18 protein-coding genes are annotated in these 17,970 nt (G+C 64.2%); 15 read left to right on the top strand and 3 right to left on the bottom strand.

Annotated features, from left to right (window positions below; all coding sequences use genetic code 11):
- Window positions 1-57: 57 nt before the first annotated feature.
- From phnG to phnE (FJW05_RS21655), 12 genes are all read left to right on the top strand, one after another.
- Window positions 58-519: a phosphonate C-P lyase system protein PhnG gene (phnG, locus tag FJW05_RS21715; protein ID WP_140635559.1), complete on the top strand. Its 462-nt coding sequence runs from the start codon at window positions 58-60 to the stop codon at window positions 517-519.
- On the top strand, window positions 519-1,130 hold the full coding sequence (phnH, locus tag FJW05_RS21710) for a phosphonate C-P lyase system protein PhnH (protein WP_140635557.1): 612 nt from the start codon (window positions 519-521) through the stop codon (window positions 1,128-1,130). The genes phnG and phnH overlap by 1 nt, the downstream gene beginning before the upstream one ends.
- A 1-nt stretch (window position 1,131) precedes the next feature.
- On the top strand, window positions 1,132-2,244 hold the full coding sequence (locus FJW05_RS21705) for a carbon-phosphorus lyase complex subunit PhnI (RefSeq protein ID WP_140635555.1): 1,113 nt from the start codon (window positions 1,132-1,134) through the stop codon (window positions 2,242-2,244).
- On the top strand, window positions 2,241-3,152 hold the full coding sequence (locus FJW05_RS21700) for an alpha-D-ribose 1-methylphosphonate 5-phosphate C-P-lyase PhnJ (RefSeq protein WP_140635553.1): 912 nt from the start codon (window positions 2,241-2,243) through the stop codon (window positions 3,150-3,152). The genes FJW05_RS21705 and FJW05_RS21700 overlap by 4 nt, the downstream gene beginning before the upstream one ends.
- Entirely contained in the window at window positions 3,149-3,925 is a 777-nt protein-coding gene (phnK, locus tag FJW05_RS21695) for a phosphonate C-P lyase system protein PhnK (RefSeq protein ID WP_140544515.1), read from the top strand. The genes FJW05_RS21700 and phnK overlap by 4 nt, the downstream gene beginning before the upstream one ends.
- A gap of 202 nt (window positions 3,926-4,127) precedes the next feature.
- Window positions 4,128-4,835, top strand: coding sequence for a phosphonate C-P lyase system protein PhnL (gene phnL, locus FJW05_RS21685; RefSeq protein WP_140635549.1), 708 nt, complete (start codon window positions 4,128-4,130; stop codon window positions 4,833-4,835).
- Window positions 4,832-5,446: a DapH/DapD/GlmU-related protein gene (locus FJW05_RS21680; RefSeq protein ID WP_140635547.1), complete on the top strand. Its 615-nt coding sequence runs from the start codon at window positions 4,832-4,834 to the stop codon at window positions 5,444-5,446. Before phnL ends, FJW05_RS21680 begins: the two co-directional genes overlap by 4 nt.
- A gap of 162 nt (window positions 5,447-5,608) precedes the next feature.
- A complete protein-coding gene (locus FJW05_RS21675; protein WP_140635545.1) occupies window positions 5,609-6,319 on the top strand; it encodes a DUF1868 domain-containing protein in 711 nt (236 codons plus the stop codon).
- 115 nt (window positions 6,320-6,434) lie between these two features.
- Entirely contained in the window at window positions 6,435-7,292 is an 858-nt protein-coding gene (gene phnC, locus FJW05_RS21670) for a phosphonate ABC transporter ATP-binding protein (RefSeq protein WP_140635543.1), read from the top strand.
- Between the two features lie 139 nt (window positions 7,293-7,431).
- Window positions 7,432-8,340, top strand: coding sequence for a phosphonate ABC transporter substrate-binding protein (gene phnD, locus FJW05_RS21665; protein ID WP_140544502.1), 909 nt, complete (start codon window positions 7,432-7,434; stop codon window positions 8,338-8,340).
- A 166-nt stretch (window positions 8,341-8,506) separates the two neighbouring features.
- Window positions 8,507-9,460, top strand: coding sequence for a phosphonate ABC transporter, permease protein PhnE (gene phnE / locus FJW05_RS21660; protein WP_140635541.1), 954 nt, complete (start codon window positions 8,507-8,509; stop codon window positions 9,458-9,460).
- Between the two features lie 92 nt (window positions 9,461-9,552).
- On the top strand, window positions 9,553-10,911 hold the full coding sequence (phnE, locus tag FJW05_RS21655; protein WP_246673582.1) for a phosphonate ABC transporter, permease protein PhnE: 1,359 nt from the start codon (window positions 9,553-9,555) through the stop codon (window positions 10,909-10,911).
- Window positions 10,912-11,170: 259 nt separating this feature from the next.
- Here phnE (FJW05_RS21655) and FJW05_RS21645 read toward each other — a convergent pair whose 3' ends face one another.
- The 3 genes from FJW05_RS21645 to FJW05_RS21635 form a co-directional block, all read right to left on the bottom strand.
- Complete coding sequence (locus FJW05_RS21645; RefSeq protein WP_140635537.1) at window positions 11,171-12,022, bottom strand: sugar phosphate isomerase/epimerase; 852 nt, start codon at window positions 12,020-12,022, stop codon at window positions 11,171-11,173.
- Between the two features lie 203 nt (window positions 12,023-12,225).
- Entirely contained in the window at window positions 12,226-13,413 is a 1,188-nt protein-coding gene (locus tag FJW05_RS21640; RefSeq protein WP_140545875.1) for a Gfo/Idh/MocA family oxidoreductase, read from the bottom strand.
- A 143-nt stretch (window positions 13,414-13,556) separates the two neighbouring features.
- Complete coding sequence (locus tag FJW05_RS21635; protein WP_140635535.1) at window positions 13,557-14,612, bottom strand: sugar phosphate isomerase/epimerase; 1,056 nt, start codon at window positions 14,610-14,612, stop codon at window positions 13,557-13,559.
- 401 nt (window positions 14,613-15,013) lie between these two features.
- Between FJW05_RS21635 and FJW05_RS21630 the strand changes: the two genes are divergently transcribed.
- The 3 genes from FJW05_RS21630 to FJW05_RS21620 are packed head-to-tail and all read left to right on the top strand — an operon-like array spanning window position 15,014 to window position 17,847.
- Window positions 15,014-15,901: a sugar phosphate isomerase/epimerase gene (locus FJW05_RS21630; RefSeq protein WP_095769204.1), complete on the top strand. Its 888-nt coding sequence runs from the start codon at window positions 15,014-15,016 to the stop codon at window positions 15,899-15,901.
- A 57-nt stretch (window positions 15,902-15,958) separates the two neighbouring features.
- On the top strand, window positions 15,959-17,128 hold the full coding sequence (locus FJW05_RS21625) for a mandelate racemase/muconate lactonizing enzyme family protein (RefSeq protein ID WP_140635534.1): 1,170 nt from the start codon (window positions 15,959-15,961) through the stop codon (window positions 17,126-17,128).
- Between the two features lie 2 nt (window positions 17,129-17,130).
- Window positions 17,131-17,847 carry a FadR/GntR family transcriptional regulator gene (locus FJW05_RS21620; RefSeq protein ID WP_140545878.1) on the top strand — a complete coding sequence of 239 codons (717 nt, stop codon included), beginning with the start codon at window positions 17,131-17,133 and terminating at the stop codon, window positions 17,845-17,847.
- Window positions 17,848-17,970: the final 123 nt, after the last annotated feature.

The raw sequence follows: 17,970 nt of genomic DNA, 5'->3' as shown, positions 1-17,970 counted from the left end.
TAATTTGTATAGTTGTCTATATCAATAGACAAATTTCTCCATGCAAGGAGCGATGCCATGCGAGGACAGGAAGCGCGCGAGCAGGCCGGGCGGAAGGCTTTGATGGCGACGCTGGCGCACGCCGCGGCCGACGAGATCGCCCGCCTGTGGAACGAGTCGGGCCTGCCCTCCGAGGCCGAGCTTTTGCGCGGTCCTGAAACCGGATTGGTGACGGTGCGCGGACGGATCGGCGGCGGCGGCGCGCCGTTCAATGTCGGCGAGGCGACGGTCACCCGTGCGACGGTGCGGTTGCCCTCCGGCCAGGTCGGCCACTCCTATGCGCTCGGCCGCGACAAGGGCAAGGCCAAGCTTGCGGCGATCGCCGACGCGCTGTGGCAGGACCTGGCGCACCGCGAAGCGGTCGAGACAAAGCTCGCCGCGCCCTTGCGCGCGGCGCTTGCCGCGGCGCGCGAGACAAAGCGCGTCGAAACGGCGGCCACGAAAGTGGATTTCTTCACCATGGTGCGCGGAGAGGACTGATGGATATCGCCACGCAATCGATCGACGGCGGCTTCGCAGAGCCGGTCTTCAACGCCCAGGCGGTGTTCCGCGCCATCATGGACGCGATGGCCCGCCCCGGCACCGTCCAGAACCTGCCGCAGCTCGCCCGCCCGCCGGCGCCGCTGTCGGCGACGGCCGGCGCCGTGGCGCTCTCGCTCTGCGACAACGACACGCCGGTCTGGCTCGACTCGCCGCTGCAGGCGGAAGCCGCGGTCAAGGCCTGGCTCGGCTTTCACACCGGCGCGCCCTCGGCCAACACGCCGGCCGACGCGCATTTCGCCTTGATCGCCAATCCGAAGGAGATGGCGGCGCTCGACGGTTTTGCGCAAGGCACGCAGGAATATCCCGACCGCTCGACGACGCTGATCCTCCTGGTCGACGATCTTGCCTCGGGCCCGTCGCTGCTGCTCGAAGGCCCAGGGATCGAGAAGACGTCGATGATCGCGCCTCCCGGCATGCCGCGCCATTTCGTCGAGCAGTGGAAGCAGAACAACCAGCGTTTCCCGCGCGGCGTCGACATCATCCTGGCGGCGCCAGGCCACCTCGCCTGCCTGCCGCGCACCACCCGCATCAAGACGATGGAGGCATGACATGTATGTCGCGGTGAAAGGCGGCGAAGCCGCTATTGCCAATGCGCATCGCCTGCTTGCCGACCGCCGCCGCGGCGACCGCTCGGTACCGGCGCTGCGCCTCGACCAGATCGTCGAGCAGCTGGCGCTGGGCGTCGATCGCGTGATGAGCGAAGGCTCGCTCTATGACCGCGAGCTTGCGGCTCTGGCCGTCGTCCAGGCGCGCGGCGACATGATCGAGGCGATCTTCCTGGTGCGCGCCTACCGCACCACGCTGCCGCGCTTCGGCTACACCAATCCGATCGATACGGGCGCCATGCAGGTCGAGCGCCGTGTCTCGGCCACCTATAAGGACCTGCCCGGCGGACAGGTGCTTGGCCCGACCTTCGACTACACCCACCGCCTGCTCGATCCCGAGCTTGCCGCCGGCGCCGAGGTCGAGATGCCGGCGCAGCGTCCGGCTGAGCCGGAGGCCATGCCGCGCGTTTCGGCGATCCTCGCCCATGAAGGCCTGATCGAGGCCGATGGCGACATGCCGCTGGACCACGTGCCCGGCGACATCACGCGCGAGCCGCTGCAATTCCCGATGGCGCGCGACATCCGCCTGCAGGCGCTGTCGCGCGGCGACGAGGGTTTTCTCCTGGCGCTCGGCTATTCGACGCAGCGCGGCTACGCCCGCAACCATCCCTTCGTCGGCGAGATACGCATCGGCGAGGTCGAGCTGGAACTGGACGTGCCGGAGCTACCCTTCGCCGTGCCGCTCGGCTCCATCCGCGTCACCGAATGCCAGATGGTCAACCAGTTCAAGGGCTCGGCCAAGGCGCCGCCGCAGTTCACCCGCGGCTATGGCCTGGTCTTCGGCCAGAGCGAGCGCAAGGCGATGGCGATGGCGCTATGCGACCGGGCGCTGCGCGCGAGCGAGCTCGGCGAGGATGTCGTTGCCGCCGCGCAGGACGAGGAATTCGTCATCTCGCATTCCGACAACGTCCAGGCCACCGGCTTCGTCGAGCATTTGAAGCTGCCGCATTATGTCGACTTCCAGGCCGAGCTCGGCCTCGTGCGCCGCATGCGCGCCGAATACGAGGCGCGGGAAAACGAGGACAAGGCTGAAGACAAGAGGGAGGCCGCGGAATGACCGCGCAACCGACAGAGATCGCCACTTACAACTTCGCCTATCTCGACGAGCAGACCAAGCGGATGATCCGCCGCGCCATCCTGAAGGGCATCGCCATTCCCGGCTACCAAGTGCCTTTCGCCTCGCGCGAGATGCCGATGCCTTACGGCTGGGGCACAGGCGGCGTGCAGGTCACCGCCTCGATCATCGGTCCCGATGACGTGCTCAAGGTCATCGACCAGGGCGCCGACGACACCACCAATGCCGTCTCGATCCGCGCCTTCTTCAAGAAGGTCGCCAAGGTCGTCGTCACCACCGACACGGCAACCGCCACCATCATCCAGACCCGCCACCGCATCCCCGAGCATCCGCTGACCGCAGGCCAGGTGCTGGTCTTCCAGGTGCCGATCCCCGAGCCGCTGCGCTTCCTCGAGCCGCGCGAGACCGAGACGCGCAAGATGCACGCGCTGGAGGAATACGGCCTCATGCATGTGAAGCTCTATGAGGACATTGCCAGGCACGGCCGCATCGCCACCACCTACGCCTATCCGGTCAAGGTCGAGGGCCGCTACGTGATGGACCCCTCGCCGACACCGAAATTCGACAATCCGAAGATGCATCGCTCACCGGCCCTGCAATTGTTCGGTGCCGGCCGAGAGAAGCGCATCTATGCGGTGCCGCCCTTCACCGATGTCGTCAGCCTCGACTTCGAGGACCATCCCTTCGAGGTGCAGACCTTCGACCAGCCCTGCGCGCTTTGCGGCGCCGAGAATGTCTATCTCGACGAGGTCATCCTCGACGACCATGGCGGCCACATGTTCGTCTGCTCCGACACCGACCATTGCGAGAAGCGACGAGCCGACGGCCATCACGGCCATCTTGCACCCGAGACCCACCTTGCCTCTGAGAAAACGGAGCCGGCAGAATGACCGACGAACCGCTGCTGCGCGTTTCTGCGCTGTCCAAATTCTACGGGTCGCGCGTCGGCTGCGAGAACGTCACCTTCGACCTCTGGCCAGGCGAGGTTCTGGCGGTGGTCGGCGAATCCGGCTCCGGCAAGACCACGCTGCTCAACTGCCTGTCGACCCGCCTGCTGCCCTCTTCCGGCACGGCCAGCTACCGCATGCGCGACGGCCAATGGCGCGAGCTCTACCGCATGAGCGAGGCCGAGCGCCGCTTCCTGATGCGCACCGACTGGGGCTTCGTCCACCAGAACCCGGCCGACGGCCTGCGCATGACGGTATCTGCCGGCGCCAATGTCGGCGAGCGGCTGATGGCGGTCGGCGACCGCCACTATGGCAAGATCCGCGCCACCGCCGTCGACTGGCTGTCGCGCGTCGAGATCGACGAGGACCGCATCGACGACGAGCCGCGCGCCTTTTCCGGCGGCATGCGCCAGCGCCTGCAGATCGCCCGCAACCTGGTCACCGGCCCGCGCCTGGTGTTCATGGACGAGCCGACCGGCGGTCTCGACGTCTCGGTGCAGGCGCGCCTGCTCGACCTTCTGCGCGGGCTGGTTACCGATCTTGGGCTTGCCGCGATCGTCGTCACCCACGACCTCGCCGTGGCGCGGTTGCTGTCGCAGCGCATGATGGTGATGAAAGATGGCCGCGTCGTCGAAAGCGGCCTCACCGACCGCGTGCTCGACGATCCGCGCGCGCCTTATACGCAGTTGCTGGTTTCTTCGATTTTGCAGGTGTGACGATGGCGCTTGAACACCCCCCTCTGGCCTGCCGGCCATCTCCCCCTCAGGGGGGGAGATTAGCAGCTTTCATGCCCCGCTTTTTCTGCAACGCGGGAGAGTGGCGAAACCGAATGCGACAGCCGATCTCCCCCCCTGAGGGGGAGATGTCCGGCAGGACAGAGGGGGGCGCTGTCCCGCCGACAAATTGGAGGATTTTCTGATGGCTACGCCTCTCGTTGTCTCGGACGTCGCCAAAAGCTTCACCATGCATCTGCGCGACGGCGTCACGCTGCCGGTGGTGGCGGCTGTCTCCTTCTCGATCCGCGCCGGCGAATGCGCGGTGCTCGGCGGCCCGTCCGGCGCCGGAAAAAGCTCGATCCTGAAGATGCTTTACGGCAATTACGCCGTCGATGAAGGTCAGATCATTGTCCAGCATGGCGACGGATTGATCGACCTCGCCTCCGCCAGCCCGCGCACCGTGCTTTCCGTGCGCCGCCATACCATCGGCTATGTCAGCCAGTTCCTGCGCACCGTGCCGCGCGTTTCCGCGCTCGACGTCGTCGCCGAGCCTTTGGTCGAGCGCGGCGAGGATCGCGAGGCCGCGCGGGCAAAGGCTCGCTCCTTGCTTGCGCAGCTCAACCTGCCTGAAAAGCTCTGGGCGCTGCCGCCGGCCACCTTCTCGGGCGGCGAGCAGCAGCGCGTCAACATCGCACGCGGCTTCATAACCGAGCATCCAATCCTGCTGCTCGACGAGCCGACCGCTTCGCTCGACGCGAAGAACCGCGATGTCGTGGTCGAGCTCATCGCCGCCAAGAAGGCGGCGGGCGTTGCCCTGCTCGGCATCTTCCATGACCAGGATGTCCGCGAGGCTGTCGCCGACCGCGTCATCGATGTCACCGCCTTCGCCGCCGGAAAGATCGCCGCATGAAGAAGCTTTCGGAGGCGCCTCTGATCCATCCGACGGCGCAAGTCGAGAACTCGACGCTCGGCCGCTGGACCGAGATCGCCGAGCGCAGCCGCGTCGCCGAATGCAAGCTCGGCGACTATTCCTACATGATGCAGGACTGCGCCGTGTGGTGCGCGACCATCGGCAAGTTCTCCAACATCGCGGCAAGTGTGCGCATCAACGCCACCAACCATCCGACATGGCGTCCGACGCTGCATCACTTCACCTACCGCGCATCGGACTATTGGGACGACGCCGAGCATGAAAGCGCGTTCTTCGCCGAGCGCCGCGCCAAACGCGTCACCATCGGCCACGACACTTGGCTCGGCCATGGCTCGACCATCCTGCCCGGCGTCACCGTCGGCGATGGCGCGGCGGTCGGCGCGGGCGCCGTGGTGTCGAAGGATGTCGCGCCCTACACAATCGTCGGCGGCGTGCCGGCGAAGCCGATCCGCGAGCGCTTCGACCGCCGCACCGCCGAGCGCTACCAGGCTTTGGCCTGGTGGGATTGGGATCATGCAAGGCTGCGCTCTGCGCTCGACGATTTCCGCGAGTTGTCGGCGGAGGCTTTCCTGGAGAAGCATGGCGGCTAGGCGCGGTGAATGGTGAACCGGTCAATAGTGAATGCAACGAAGCCCTTCCTTCTCACCATTCACCATTCACCATTCACCATTCACCATTCACCATTCACCATTCACCATTCACACCGTTGACACATGACTCGGACAGGACGCCATCTCCCCAAGGAGATCGCGATGTTCGCCACGGTCATACCCTCGCTCGCCGGATTTTTCGAAGGCACCAACCCGACGGCGCCGGTGCATCTCGGCACCCGTTACGACAGCTCGGGCAACTTCCTCCCCGAACCGGGCAACACGGTCGTCAGTCACCTCGTCGGCGGCTCGCCTTCGCAAGCCGCGATCATCGAGGTGCGCGAGCGCATCCGCGCCATGCCCGACGCGGACCGCCTCGCCTTCACCCCGATCTCCAGCCTGCACATGACCCTGTTCCAGGGCATCATCGAGTACCGGCGCCGGCTCCCCTACTGGCCCTCCGACGTGCCGCTCGACACCAGCATCGACGACATGACCGGCCTCTATCTGCAGCGCCTGGAGGACTTCGAGGCCTGTCCATCCTTCCGCGTCAAGACCGTCGGCATCACGCCGAACGGCCTTACGGTTGCCGGTGCTTCCGCTGAGGACGAGCGCATCCTGCGCCTGTGGCGCGATGCGCTATCGGTGCCGTTCGGCTACCGCCATCCGGACCACGACGCTTATGTCTTCCACATCACCTTCGCCTATCAGATCCGCCGTCTCTGCGGCGAGCGAGCCGCGGCCTGGCAGGATCTGTTCGATGACTGCCTGTCGTTCCTCGAACGCGAGGCTCCTGTGATCGAGCTCAAGCCTCCGGCCTTCTGCAGCTTCAAGGACATGAAGCATTTCGAGGAATTGCTGGTGCTTGCTTGAATCTCCAAGCCTGTGGGACGTAACAAAACTGACATCAATCCGACACCCCAGCTTCATCGGCCTGCGCTAGCGAAGGTTAACAGACCTGCGAAGCGCGACGGACTGGAGTTTTGGTATGTCAGCATCATCGGCCACGCTTGAGATCCGCGGCGTAACCCGACGATTTGGCAAGAACACCGCCGTCAGCGATATCAACATCTCGATCCCGCGCGGCCAGATGGTCGGCATCATCGGCCGTTCCGGCGCCGGCAAGTCGACGCTTTTGCGCATGATCAACCGTCTCATCGATCCGAGCCAAGGATCGATTTTTTTTGAGGGCGCGGAGGTTTCCAGCCTGCAGGGATCGCCGCTGCGGCGCTGGCAGCGCGACTGCGCCATGATCTTCCAGCAGTTCAACCTCGTGCCGCGTCTCGACGTGCTGACCAACGTGCTGCTCGGGCGTCTCAATCATCGCTCGACGGTTTCCAATCTGCTCGGCATGTTCACACGCACCGAATGCGCCGAGGCCGTGGCCGCGCTCGAGCGCCTCGACATCGCCCGCACCGCGCTGCAGCCGGCCGGCACGCTGTCCGGCGGTCAGCAGCAGCGTGTGGCGATCGCCCGCGCCATGATGCAGCAGCCGAAGGTCATTCTGGCAGATGAGCCGATCGCCTCGCTCGACCCGCTCAACGCCAAGGTGGTGATGGACTCGCTGCGCGACATCAATCTGCGCGAAGGCATCACCGTCGTCACCAACCTGCACACGCTGGACACGGCGCGCGCCTATTGCACCCGTATCATCGGCATGGCGGCCGGCAAGGTCGTCTTCGACGGCGCTCCGGAAGACCTCGACCGCGATGCCGTGCGCACCGTCTACGGCGCCGATGCCAGCGGCGCCGAGATCTCGGAAGCCATCACGTCGACCAGCGTGACCATCAAGCCGAAGATCACCGCATCCGCCGGACCGCTCGAACCAGCCTTTCCTGGCTACTGAATCCACCGTCCCGGCCCCAGCCGGTGCGGGCAAATCGTGGATTTCAGCAGAGCAACCCGGATCGCCCGCCAGCGTCAAAGGCAAGACTTGAAAAATCAGAACGCCGCCGGCGCAGCCGGAGCAACAGGAGAGAGACAAAATGTTCAGGAAGATGGTTTTTGGGGCGGTATCGCTGCTCGCCATGGCGGCAAGCGCCGCGCACGCCGCTGACGTCAAGGAATTCCGCGTCGGCATCCTCGGCGGCGAGAATGAGACCGACCGTCTGCGCAACTACCAGTGCCTCGCCGATCACCTGAAGTCGGAATTCGGCTTCGAGAAGGTGTCGCTGTTCCCGGCCGCCGACTATGACGGCGTCATCCAGGGCCTGCTCGGCGGCACGCTCGACTTCGCCGAGCTCGGCGCTTCCGGCTATGCCAGCGTCTATCTCAAGGACCCGAAGGCAGTCACGCCGATCCTCACCACCAAGCAGACCGACGGCTCGACCGGCTACTTCTCGATCGGCCTGGCGCTGAAGACCTCGGGGATCACCGACATCAAGTCGGCCAAGGGCAAGAAGCTCGGCTATGCCGATCCGGATTCGACCTCCGGCTATCTGATCCCGCTGACCCAGATTCCGAAGGACACCGGCGCTTCCAACGAAACCTACTTCGCCTCGACCCAGTTCAACGGCGGCCACGAGAACAACGTGCTGGCCGTGCGCGACGGCAAGGTCGACGTGGCGGTGGACGATTCCTCCGGCATCGGCGACTTCAAGAACGGCTACACCTCAGGTACCTTCCACAAGGAAGTCGCCAAGGGCGCCGTCGACCCGAACGACTTCGTCGAAGTGTGGCGCTCGGGCCTGATCCCGAACGGCCCGCTGGTTGTCCGCACCGCGCTCGGCGACGACATGGCCGCCAAGCTCACCGCTTTCTTCACCGCGCTGCCGGCCAAGGACAAGGCTTGCTTCGAAGGCGTCGAGGGTGGCGATTTCACCGGCTACGTCCCGGTGAAGCCTGACTTCTACAGCGTCATCGTCGAAGCCCGCAAAGCCGCCATCGGCGGCTGACGGCAAGATCAGAAAGGGCGGCGGCTTCCTCTAAAGCGGCGTGCGTCCAGTTGGACGCACAAAGTACGCTTTAGCACTTTGAATGGCCGCATCGGCTTTTTCCGAAGATCGGGATTTCGATTTTCGGGCCGATGCGGCGACGCCGCCCTTTTTGCATGTCCCGATCATGACATCAGCGACACTTCATTCCGACGCCACCCGCCAGCAGGCCGACGCCTGGCGGCGCCAGACCTCGCTGCGACGTTTCTACACCGCGCTCGGCGTCGGCCTGCTGCTTGTCGCCATGTGCGCCACCATGTGGTTCGCCGACGAAGCCAATGCCGGGCATTTCTTCGACCGGCTGCCGCACATCCTCGATTTCCTGAGCTGGCTGGTCCCGAAGGACTGGAACGATGTCTGGCGCGCCCTGTTCGACATCGCCTCGCCCAGCGACAAGGGCACGCAGGAATTCAACTTCCCGCTCGGCCGCGTCTATGTCTGGGGCGGCTTCTACATCCCCGAATATTTCGAGCTTATGCTGACCACGGTGAACGTGGCGCTGGTCTCGACCTTCATCGGCTTCGTCTTCGCCGTTCCCTTCTCCTTCATCGCCGCGCGCAACCTGACGCCGAGCCCGATCCTGCGGCTTATCGTCAAGCGCTTCATGGAATTGCTGCGCGCCTTCCCCGAGATCGTCATCGCCGGCCTGTTCGCGGCCATCGTCTCGATCGGCCCGGTCGCCGCCATCATCGCCATCGGCCTGCATTCGATCGGCGCGCTGGGCAAGCTGTTCTATGAGATCAACGAGAACATCGACATGCGCGCGGAAGAGGGCCTGCGCGCTGTCGGCGCCAACTGGTTCGAGCGCGTGCGCTTCGCCGACCTGCCGCAGGTGTTGCCCAATTTCATGTCCTATACGCTGCTTCGGATCGAGATCAACGTGCGCATCTCGACCATCATGGGTGCGGTCGGCGGCGGCGGCATCGGCGAGGAGCTGAAGCTTTCCATTTCACGCGGCTTCGGCGCCAAGACGCTGGCGATGGTGCTCCTGCTCTTCGTCACCATCTTCCTCGTCGACCAGTTCTCCGCTTGGCTGCGCCGCAAGCTCGTCGGCGAGCAGGCTTTCCTGATGAGCGCGTGACCATGATCCCGAACCGAAGGACCGCGTTAGCGAAAAATCGATGCCGGTTTTCGGACAAGATCATGGTCAGGACCAAAGAGTAAGCTATGGCCATGACCGCCTCTGAACTGAGCGCCATCGAAGACCGCCATCCGCAGATATTCCAGCGGCCGGCCTACAAGCGTTTCTGGCCGCTGCTGCTGATCGCCGGCACCGTGCTCTATCTCGCCTATGCCTTGTGGTTCTTCAGCCTGCCGCAGGTGCTGCGCGAGTCGCACTGGGAGCGCCTGCCGCTCTTCCTGTCGCAATGGATCAGCTACGATTTGCAGCCGGAGTTCCGGCTCGACCAGCCCGAGATCACGCCGAAATATCCGCGCTTCTCGGCGCTCGGCGAGCATCCTGATCCCGACTGGGTGATCAAGAATCCGGACGGCACCTTCACCGTCCTGATCGACGGTCGGGACAAATCCGTCACCTTCGACAAGGTCAGGGCAACGATCGTCGCCAACGGCCAGACGGTGCCGGTGTCGCTGACCGGCGGCAAGCCGGTGGTTACAGGCCCGGTGCCCGACTGGGTGACCGTCCATGACGACGAGATCGTCGCCAAGATGGGCTTTGTCGGCGAGGTGCGCGTCACCGTCGATCGCGTCAAGGTGCGCAAGCGCTTCCTCGGCTGGGCCAATTTCGTCTTCGACACGCGCTCGCCCTTCTTCGGCAAGTCGACCGGCGAGGTCATCTCGCTCATCGCCTCCGGGCCAGAGCTCAGGCCGGGCACCTCAAACCTCGCCTTGGCCGCCGACAACATCTGGAACAACGCCCAGTGGCAGCACGGCGATGTCTGGACGAAGCTGTTGCAGACCATCGTCATGGCCTTCCTCGGCACGCTGCTTGGCGGCATCGTCGCCTTCCCGCTTGCCTTTTTCGCCGCCCGCAACATCACGCCGAGCGGGCTGCTCGGCCAGGTGCTGAAGCGCTTCTTCGATTTCATGCGCTCGGTCGACATGCTGATCTGGGCGCTGTTCTTCACCCGCGCCTTCGGCCCCGGACCGCTGGCCGGCAGTGCGGCGATCTTCTTCACCGAGATCGGCACATTGGGCAAAACCTATTCCGAGGCGCTGGAGAACATCGACGACAAGCCGCGCGAAGGCGTGCTTTCGACCGGCGCCAACGGCATTTTGGTGCAGCGCTACGGCGTGCTGCCGGAAGTGGTGCCGGTCTTCATCAGCCAGACGCTCTACCAGTGGGAATCCAACACCCGCGGCGCCACCATCATCGGCGCCGTCGGCGCCGGCGGCATCGGCCTGAAGCTCTGGGAAGCGATGCGCACCAATTCGAACTGGGCCAACGTCTTCTACATGGTTCTGCTGACGCTGCTTGTCGTCTTCATCTTCGACAACATCTCGAACTTCCTGCGCCGCAGGCTGAGCCGCACGCTGCATGATTACAATCGGCTGCAGGCGGCGCAGGTGTAGTTGGACTGCTGCTTCTAAGGAGAGGTCGGCGGGACAGCGCCCCCCTCTGCCCTACCGGGCATCTCCCCCACTTGGGGGGAGATCAGCCGTCATCGCGGCTTTCGCCAATCGCCCACGTAACAGGATTGAGCGGAGCGCCGAAGCCGCCAATCTCCCCACTTGTGGGGGAGATGTCCGGCAGGACAGAGGGGGGCGCGAAGGATCGCGACGGCGGATGTTGGACGACTTTGCTCCGCCCGTGGATGACAAAGTGAGCAGCTTACGCCGCGTTCTTCCACCCGTCCCTGATATGCCGATACCCCTCGCGATAAACCGCCTCCGGGCTCTCGGCGAAATCGCGCCACACCTTGGTCGCCGCCGCCAGGTCCTTCAGCGAGCGGCCGAAGGATTCGATGGTTAGCCAGTCGTCGTAGCCGCTTTTCCGGATGGCGGAGAACGTCTCCTTCCACGGGATGTTGCCGCGCCCCGGCACGCCACGATCATTCTCCGAAATGTGGATATGAACGACATTTCGGCGATGCTTCGTATAGGCGCCGATCGGATCGGCCTCCTCGATATTGGCGTGAAACGTGTCGTACATCGCCTTGATGTGCGGCCGGTCGATCGCGTCGACATGTTCCGACAGGTCGGCCATGGTGTTGACGAGATAGCATTCGAAGCGGTTGAGCGCTTCGAGCCCGATGGTCACGCCCCTTTTGCCGGCATGGTCGCCGATGGCGCGCTGCGAGGCGACCGAGCGCTTCTTTTCGGCGGTAGTCGGCCCGCGGCCGGAAAAGGCGCCGAGTGTCGAATGCAGCGGTCCGCTGAGCGTGTCCGCGCCGAGGGCTGCGCTGCAGTCGATCGCCCATTTCATATAGTCGATGCCGGCCTTGCGGGTGGCGGCGTCCGGCGAGATCAGGTTCATCGCCGGATCGCCCATGGCCGAGACAGCGGTGCGCTCCAGGCCGATGTGGTCGAGCATCGCGCCAAGTTTTTTATAGTCGTCGGGCACCCCGACGAAGACGGGTATCTCGACGCCGTCGAAGCCGGTCGCCTTGATGTCCTTGAGCAGCGCCTCGTGCTTCTTCGAGACGCTGGTGGTCCACAAGAACATGCACATGCCGATTTTCATCGACACCCCCTCCCCGCTTGCCGCCAGCCATTTGCGCTAGCGGGCCGCACTCCCCCTCATCCGGCCGCTTCGCGGCCACCTTCTCCCCAAGGGGAGAAGAGGTTGTCGCCGGCGCCTGCCACCTCCTCTCCCCTCGGGGAGAGGTCGGATTGCCCCGAATTGCTCTTCGCAATTCGGCTGGCAATCCGGGTGAGGGGGATTCCCTACAGCTTCGTCCACGCCCCATTCTTCTTCGACGACCTCACGCAGGCCTCGATGAAGGCCATGCCTTCGACGCCGTCCGCGACCGTCGGGAAGACCACATCCTTAGCCGGCTTGCCGCCTTTCCTGCGCGCCGCCCGAATGGCGCGCGCGGCCTCCTGGTAGATGTTGGCGAAACCTTCAAGGTAGCCCTCCGGATGACCGGACGGCACGCGGCTGACGCGCGCAGCCACGGGCATCGCGCCCGCGCCGGCACGCGTCAAAAGCTGCTTCGGCTGGCCGAACGGCGTGTACCAGAGATAGTTCGGGTCGGCCTGCACCCATTCCAGCCCGCCCTTGGAGCCGTAGATGCGCAGCTTCAGCCCGTTCTCGTGGCCGGGCGCCACCTGGCTGGCCCAGATCATGCCCTTGGCCGGATGCGACTTGCCGACTGGCTTGAAGCGCAGCATGACGTTGACATTGTCGTCGAGCTGGCGCCCCGGCACGAAGGCGTCGAGATCGGCTGACAAAGTGTCCAGTTCTAGCCCGGACACGAAGCGGGCGAGATTATAGGCATGCGTGCCGATGTCGCCGAGCGCCCCGCCGGCGCCTGCCTGCTTGGGGTCGGAACGCCAGGAGGCCTGCTTCTGGCCGGTGGCGGCAAGGTCCTCGGTCAGCCAGTCCTGCGGATATTCCGACTGCACGATGCGGATGTCGCCGAGCATGCCCTTGGCCACCATCTCGCGTGCCTGCCGGATCATCGGATAGGCGGTGTAATTGTGCGTCAGCACGAACACCTTGCCGGTCTTTTCGACCAGGCCGGCAAGCTTCTTCGCCTCGGCCAGCGAGGTCGCCAGCGGCTTGTCGCAGATGACGTGGATGCCAGCCTCGAGGAAGGCTTTCGCCGCCGGCACATGCACGTTGTTTGGCGTCACGATCGCCACCGCCTCGATACCGTCGGGACGCTTGGCTTCGGCCTTGGCCATCTCGGCGTAGGAGCCATAGCTGCGCGCGGGATCGAGCCCGAGTTCTTCGGCCGATGCCTTGGCCCGCGCCGGATCCGACGACAGCGCGCCGGCCACCAGCACGAAGTCGTTGTCCATGCGCGCCGCGATGCGATGCACCGCGCCTATGAAGGCGCCCTGCCCGCCGCCGACCATGCCATAGCGGATCGGGCCGCCTCCCGCTTCCGACTTCGATGCGCCGACCATTCTTGTCCTCTCTCTTTAGTTCCTCACCCTCCCCTGTAGGGAGGGTCGACGCGCAGCGTCGGGGTGGGGGTATAAGAGTCCGCTGCGACTTGGGATTCAACCCCACCCGGACCTGCGGCCGAACCTCCTCAAGGGAGCTGCAGTCAAATCCCCATCATCGCCCGCAGCAGCTTTTTATCGGTCGTGCCGGCGGCGAAATCGTCGAAGGCCTTCTCCGTCACCCGGATGATGTGGTGCTGGATGAAAGGCGCCCCTTCCGCCGCCCCGTCCTCGGGATGTTTCAGGCAGCACTCCCATTCCAGCACCGCCCAGGAATCGTAATTGTACTGGGTGAGCTTGGAGAAGATGCCGCCGAAATCGACCTGCCCGTCACCCAGCGAGCGGAAGCGCCCTGCACGGTTCACCCAGCCCTGATAGCCGGAATAGACGCCTTGCCGCCCGGTCGGGTTGAACTCGGCGTCCTTGACGTGGAACGCCTTGATCCGCTCGTGGTAGATGTCGATGAATTCGAGATAGTCGAGCTGCTGCAAAAGGAAATGCGACGGGTCGTAGTTGATGTTGCAGCGCTTATGGCCGCCGACCGCGTCGAGGAACATCTCGAACGTAGCGCCGTCGAACACGTCCTCGGACGGATGGATCTCGTAGCCGACATCGACCCCATTGTCCTCATAGACATCGAGGATCGGCTTCCAGCGTTTGCCGAGTTCACCGAAAGCTTCCTCGATGAGGCCGGCCGGGCGCTGCGGGAACGGATAAAGGTAAGGGAAAGCCAACGAGCCGGTGAACGACACCGAAGCGTTCAGCCCGAGATTGCGCGATGCCTTGGCGCCGAACTTCATCTGCTCGACAGCCCATTTTTGCCGTGCGGTGGGATTGTTGTGCACCGATGGCGGCGCAAAGCCATCCATCTGCGCGTCATAGGCGGGATGCACCGCGACCAGTTGCCCCTGCAGATGCGTCGACAATTCGGTGATCTCGACGCCTGCATCCGCGCAGACGCCTTTCACCTCGTCGCAATAGGCCTTCGACGACGCTGCCCTCTCGAGGTCGAACAGGCGTGCGTCCCAGCTCGGGATCTGCACGCCCTTATAGCCCAGCCCTGCTGCCCATTTGGTGATGGAACCCAGCGAATTGAATGGCGCGGCGTCGCCCGCGAACTGCGCCAGAAACAGGCCGGGGCCCTTCATCGTCGTCGGCATCGGCATCCTCCCTCGTTTGTTTTCGCGACCAAGCATAGCGCCTATTGAAATGAGGGCCAGCCTGTTTGGTCAACCCTGTCGGCGTCTATGCATTGCGCCATTCTGGTATTACCAAATCCCGGAATTCGGTCAAGCGGCCGAAAACCGCGGAGGCGAGCCGAGCTTGCAAACAGATAAGTGGAATTACCACGTAAAATCAGACTATTGCTCGGCCGATAGAGCTTCAGCCGCCCACTTGTTGCCGTGCATGAAAATTTGCTGTAGAGGTCATGAAGGGCCCAATTGGTCGAACCAGTTTCGAGGAAAACGCTGGCAACGCCTTGGGGAGGAATCATGCGCCCGCCTCTACTGGAGGCGTCGCGGGGTAGAATGTGACAGGCGAATTCTGGGAAGGATAGACCATGCATCTTTCGACGCACAATTGGATGCGGGCGGAACCGCTGGAGGTGACGCTCAAGCGCATCAAGAAATTCGGCTACGAATCGATCGAGATTTCCGGCGAGCCCGAGCAGTACAAGACCAAGGAGACGCGCGCGCTCCTGAAGGAGCACGGCATCCGCTGCTGGGGTTCGGTGACTCTGATGCTCGGCGAGCGCAACCTCGCCGCAAGGGACCAGGGCCAGCGCGAGCGCTCCGTCCAATACGTCAAGGACGTGCTCACCATGGTCAGCGAGCTCGACGGCGAGATCATCACGCTGGTGCCCGCGACCGTCGGCAAGGTCGTGCCGGACGGCACCGAGGCGGAGGAATGGGGCTGGGTGGTCGATGCCACGCGCGAATGTTTCAGCCATGCCCAGAAGGTCGGCGTCAGGATCGCCGTCGAGCCGCTCAACCGCTTCGAGACCTACCTCTTCAACCGCGGCGCCCAGGCGCTGGCGCTCGCCGATGCGGTGAGCCCCGAATGCGGCGTCTGCCTCGACGCCTACCATATCCACATGGAGGAATTTAACGTCTATGACGCGATCCGTCAGGTCGGAAAGCGCCTGTTCGATTTCCATGTCGCTGACAACAACCGCTTCGCAGCCGGCCTTGGCCAGATCGACTGGCCGAAGATCGTGCGCACGTTGAAGGAAGTCGGCTATGACGGCGCGCTGACCAACGAGTTCGTCGCGCCCGTCGACCGCACGCCGGCGGCGCCCTATCCGGAGATGGTCGAGCGCAATCCGGTCGACATCTCGCCCGAGCAGCTCAAATTCATCCAGGACCACGGCTCCAGCGTGCTCACGGAAAAATTCTACACCGACCAGATGCGCATCACCGCCGAAACGCTGCTGCCGCTGATCAAGTAGGCCTCCGATCGAAACCTGTCCCTTCCACCCGGCGGGCGGAGGGGCCGAAGGGAAAACATGCGCATCAAGAGCGTCCAGGCCTGGTGGGTTCGTATCCCGATCGAAGTCGCGAAGCAGCATCGCAGCGACTTCGGTCAGGTGACGACGTTCGACGCCGCCATTCTGCGCATCGAGACCGCTGACGGCCTTGTCGGCTGGGGCGAGGGCAAGAACGCCGCCGGCAGCGCTGGCAGCTATGGCGCGCTCGTCCATATGCTCAACCACGAGATCGGCCCGCAGCTGATCGGTTGCGATCCGGCCGACATCGGCATCATCTGGGAAATGCTCTACAACGGCGTGCGGCATGAGACGGCGGCGCATGCCGGCCATGCCATGCCGCAGCTGGCGCGACGCGGCATGAGTGTGGCGGCGATCAGCGCCGTCGACATCGCGCTGTGGGACATCCTCGGCAAGTCGCTGGGGCAGCCGGTGTGGCGGCTGCTCGGCGGCCGCAAGGTCGAGCGCATGCAGGCCTATGCCTCGGGCGGCTGGGCCTCAGCCGACGCCATCGGCGAGCAGTTGACATCCTACATCGCCAAGGGCGGGTTCAAGGCGCTGAAGATGCGCATCGGCGCCATGGATGGTGCCCCACATGCCTCGGCCGCGCGCGTGCGCGCCGCAAGGCAGGCGATCGGTCCCGACGTCGATCTGATGGTCGACGCGCACGGCACCTATACCGTCGCCGAGGCCAAGCGCTTCATCAACCTCACCGCCGATCTCGACCTTGCCTGGTTTGAGGAACCGGTGACCGCCGACGACAAGCCGGGCATGGCCGACGTGCGCGCCTCGGGATCGACGCCGATCGCCACTGGCGAAAGCGAGGCGACGCGCTATGCCTTCCGCGATCTGGCTGTGCTGAAGTCGGCCGACATCTTCCAGCCGGATCCCGCCTTCTGCGGCGGCATCAGCGAGGCGATGAAGATCGGCACCATCGCCAGCGCCTTCAACCTGCGATTCGCGCCGCATCTATGGGCCGGCGCGCCCTGCTTCTTTGCCGGGTTGCATGTGTGTGCCGCCTCACCCGCCAGCTTCACCATTGAATATTCGCTCGGCGCCAACCCGATGATCCACGACCTCGTCGAGGAGACTGTCGAGGCGAAGGACGGTATGATAGCGATCCCTGAAAAGCCTGGATTGGGATTCACCATCTCCGAGCGATTCCTGGAGGCGCACGCGCAACGTATTTGACGATGAAAGAAAAGAACCTTCTCGCGGAACTCGCCGCCTATCTCTTTTCCAACTCGGACAAGGAGTCCGGCCGCACGCCCTCCGAGCGAGAGCTGGCGGAACATTTCGGTGTCAGCCGCGGCCAGATCCGCGAGGCGCTCGCCATCCTCGAGGCCATGCGCATCGTCGAGCGCCGCGCCAAATCCGGCATCTATATCGACACCAAGCAGGCGAGCGTGGAAGCGCTGGCGCTGTTCGCCCGCGCCGGCTTGCCGCTCGATCCGGTGCAGATCTACGAAACCGTCGAGTTGCGCAAGATCCACGAGATCAAGGCGGCCGAGCTTGCCTGCTCGCGCGCCACCGAGGAGAACTTCGAGCGCCTGCGCGAAATCCTGAAGGCTTCCGAAGAGCGCATCGCCGCCGGCGAAGGCCTCGCCAAGGAAGACCGCGAGTTTCACCTCGAGATCGTGCGCGCGACCAAGAACAGCGTCTTCCACAATATCTGCAGCGTCTATTACCTGATGGGCGAGCAGCGCCTGCCGATCTATTTCAACGATCCCGAACGCTCGGTGCGTTCGCATGCCGAGCATATCCAGATCTACGAAGCGCTGTTGCGCCGCGACGGCAACCTCGCCCAGGCCCTGATGAATGCCCATTTGCAGGGCGCCGAGAGCTACTGGAAGGGGATTATCGAAGGCCGCGGAATGGAGCCGAAAAGCGCTGCGCTCGAGAAGGCTTGAGCAATTTCAGGAAAGTGTGGACGGTCAGGTTCGGCACCTTCGCGTAGCCTTCCGTCCGAAAGTGAACCCACAGAGACAGGGCAGTTCTCCGTTTCCGTGAAACGGCGAAATGCCCTTGAGCAT

The sequence above is a fragment of the Mesorhizobium sp. B2-9-1 genome (assembly GCF_006439455.1).
In the GTDB taxonomy this organism is placed as follows: domain Bacteria; phylum Pseudomonadota; class Alphaproteobacteria; order Rhizobiales; family Rhizobiaceae; genus Mesorhizobium.
The sequence above is the reverse complement of the archived record's forward strand: the minus strand, read 5'-3'. Positions and strand labels throughout refer to the sequence as shown.